Origin of the sequence: Streptomyces sp. 8L (assembly GCF_020176795.1) — a bacterium.
Classification (GTDB): domain Bacteria; phylum Actinomycetota; class Actinomycetes; order Streptomycetales; family Streptomycetaceae; genus Streptomyces.
In genome coordinates this window covers 1-2,389 of the sequence record NZ_JAIUKE010000702.1, presented here as the reverse complement: position 1 = coordinate 2,389, position 2,389 = coordinate 1, and the positions used below count along the sequence as shown (strand labels likewise).

The following is a 2,389-nucleotide window of genomic DNA, read 5'->3' as shown; positions in this document are numbered from 1 at the left end:
AGGCCGGCAGTACTCGGGGACTGCCGGCCGGATCGAGAATTCGCAGATCGGGGTGTTCCTGGCCTACGGATCGATCCGACCGGGGGCGGGCGTTGATCGACCGGGAGCTTCCCCTTCGGGTGGGTGCCCGCGGACGAGGTGTATGGGCAGACGAGCCGGATTCGGATGTGGCTGGAGGAATGCGACATCCCTCATGTTCTCGCCGTCCCGAAATCACAGATGGTCATGACCATGGAATTCTTCGGCCAGGCCCACGCGCACACGCTGGTCAGCGATCTTTCCGACGGTGTGTGGACGCGCCTGAGCTGCGGTGATGATGCACACGGGCCGCGTGAGTACGACTGGGCAGCGGCACCGATCAGGCACTGGCGGCGAGAAGGCTGGGACCACTGGCTGCTGGCACGCCCCAGCCTCGCCAATCCCACGGACATCGCCTACTACATCTGCTTCTGCCCGGCCGGGACTTCACTGGAAGAACTCGCCCGAGTCGCAGGATCGAGATGGATGGTCGAGGAGTGCTTCCAGACCGCCAAGAACGAAACAGGACTCGATCACTACCAGGTCCGCGGTTACACCGCGTGGTACCGACACATTACCCTCTCCATGGCCGCCCTTGCTTTCCTCGCCATCCTGCGGGAAGAGGCAAAAAAGGGGATCCATATACCGGCAGCGACCCATCCTTCATACCCGTGACCATGAACGAGGCCCGGCCGCTCTTCAACCGCATCACTTCTCCTATCCGCCACAGTATCCAGTACATGCTTGCCTGGTCCCTATGGCAGAGAAGAAGCCAAGCCCGGTCCCGCATCAGCCACTACAAACGCAGGGGACATCACGGAGTGTCGTTGCAGTACTAGCCCTGATGGTGATGGGGTGGGCGGGCGTCGTACGCTCCTCGCGCGGCGTGCACGGCGTCCGCGTTGTCCCTGGACCAGTCCGCGATGGCGGTGGTGAGGGCTCCCGCCTGGCGGCCGAGAGCGGTCAGCGCGTACTCGACCCTGGGGGGAACTGTCGGGTAGGCGGTGCGGCTGACCAGCCCGTCCCGTTCGAGGTTGCGCAGGGCCTGGGTGAGGGACTTCTGGGTGACGCCCTCGATGCGCCGGCGCAGTTCGGTGAAGCGCAGCGGCCGGTCGTGGCCGCCGAGGACGCCGAGGACGTACAACGACCACTTGTTCGCCAGTACGCCCAGCACTGTGCGGGACGGGCAGTCCTTCGTGTATGTGACCTTCGAATCGGTATCCATCAGGTACCTATATATCCAAACGGTGCCTTCTTTACAAGTGATATCGGCTGCGAGCAGCCTTGAGGCGCTGCTCCGTGCGTTTCCGGAGCGGAGTACCACGCATGAGCTGATGACGGAGGCACGATGATTCTGGTAACCGGAGCAACGGGGAACATCGGGACGGAAGCGGTCCGGCTGCTGGCCGCCCGAGGAGTCCCCACCCGGGCCCTGATCCGCGACGCGGCGCGCGTCCCGCGGGACGGGGGCTGGGACGGCGTCGAGATCGCGGTGGGCGACTTCGGGCGGCCTGACTCGCTGGACGCCGCCCTGGCAGGCGTCGACACCCTGCTGCTCATCACCCCGTCCATCCTTGCTGCGGAGATCGCGGCCATCGACAGCGCCGTCCGACAGGGCGTGGGCCACGTCATAAAGATCACGAACCACAAGGCGACCGAGAACTCTCCGGTCGACCGCCGCCGCGACCACGCGCGGATCGAGGCACATCTCGCGGCGAGCGGACCGGCGTACACCCTGCTCGCGCCCAACCTGTTCATGCAGAACCTGCTCTACACGGCCCCGGCCGTCCGGGAGACGCACGGGTTCGTGATGTCAACCGGTGACGGCCGGTTCGGCATGGTCGACGCCCGTGACGTGGCCGCGGCCGCAGCGGCCGTGGCAGCCGCTCCCGCCGCTCACGCAGGGTGCACCTATCTGCTGACCGGCCCGCGCCTGATCACCTACGCGGACGTCGCCACCGAACTGAGCCACGTCCTGGGCCACCGGATCGAGTACCGCAGGCTCACGCCCGAGCAGCACCGAAAGGACATGGTCCTGGCTGGGGTCCCCGAGCCGGTCGCCACCTCGAACGCCCAGGTCTTCGGACTGATCGCTGAGGGCGATGCCGCATGGCTGTCCGACGACATCACCACGCTCACGGGGGCGGGTGCCCGCGACCTGCGGGCCTTCCTGGCCGATCACGCCGCAGCCTTCCGCCCGTCGGCAGCCTGAGGTCGCTTTTCCGCGACCTGCGGGTTGTGGCGTGCTCACCGGCTCGCCGTCGGGGCCCGTCTCCCCCGCCACCGCGGCGCGCCGCGGGGCCCGGCCCGCCGCCGGGCCCGGGGCGCCCCCGCCGCCCCCCCCCCCCCCCGCGCCCCGCCGGCGCGCCCC

The 2,389-nt window shown here is 67.9% G+C and carries 2 protein-coding genes and 1 pseudogene; 2 read left to right on the top strand and 1 reads right to left on the bottom strand.

All coding sequences use genetic code 11. The annotated features are described in order from the left end of the window. Positions 1–693: pseudogene (locus LCE31_RS37430) on the top strand (IS701 family transposase); the annotation flags it as partial. A 160-nt stretch (positions 694–853) separates the two neighbouring features. Here the strand turns inward: LCE31_RS37430 and LCE31_RS37425 are convergent. After that, positions 854–1,243: a winged helix-turn-helix transcriptional regulator gene (locus LCE31_RS37425; RefSeq protein ID WP_225022548.1), complete on the bottom strand. Its 390-nt coding sequence runs from the start codon at positions 1,241–1,243 to the stop codon at positions 854–856. Positions 1,244–1,366: 123 nt separating this feature from the next. On the opposite strand from LCE31_RS37425, the gene LCE31_RS37420 reads away from it, so the two are divergent. Then, complete coding sequence (locus LCE31_RS37420) at positions 1,367–2,230, top strand: NmrA family NAD(P)-binding protein (protein WP_225022545.1); 864 nt, start codon at positions 1,367–1,369, stop codon at positions 2,228–2,230. Positions 2,231–2,389: the final 159 nt, after the last annotated feature.

Excerpts from the sequence above, each read along its gene's own strand:
- LCE31_RS37425 (WP_225022548.1), bottom strand. The coding sequence starts at position 1,243 with ATGGATACCGATTCGAAGGTCACATACACGAAGGACTGCCCGTCCCGC.
- LCE31_RS37420 (WP_225022545.1), top strand. The coding sequence starts at position 1,367 with ATGATTCTGGTAACCGGAGCAACGGGGAACATCGGGACGGAAGCGGTC.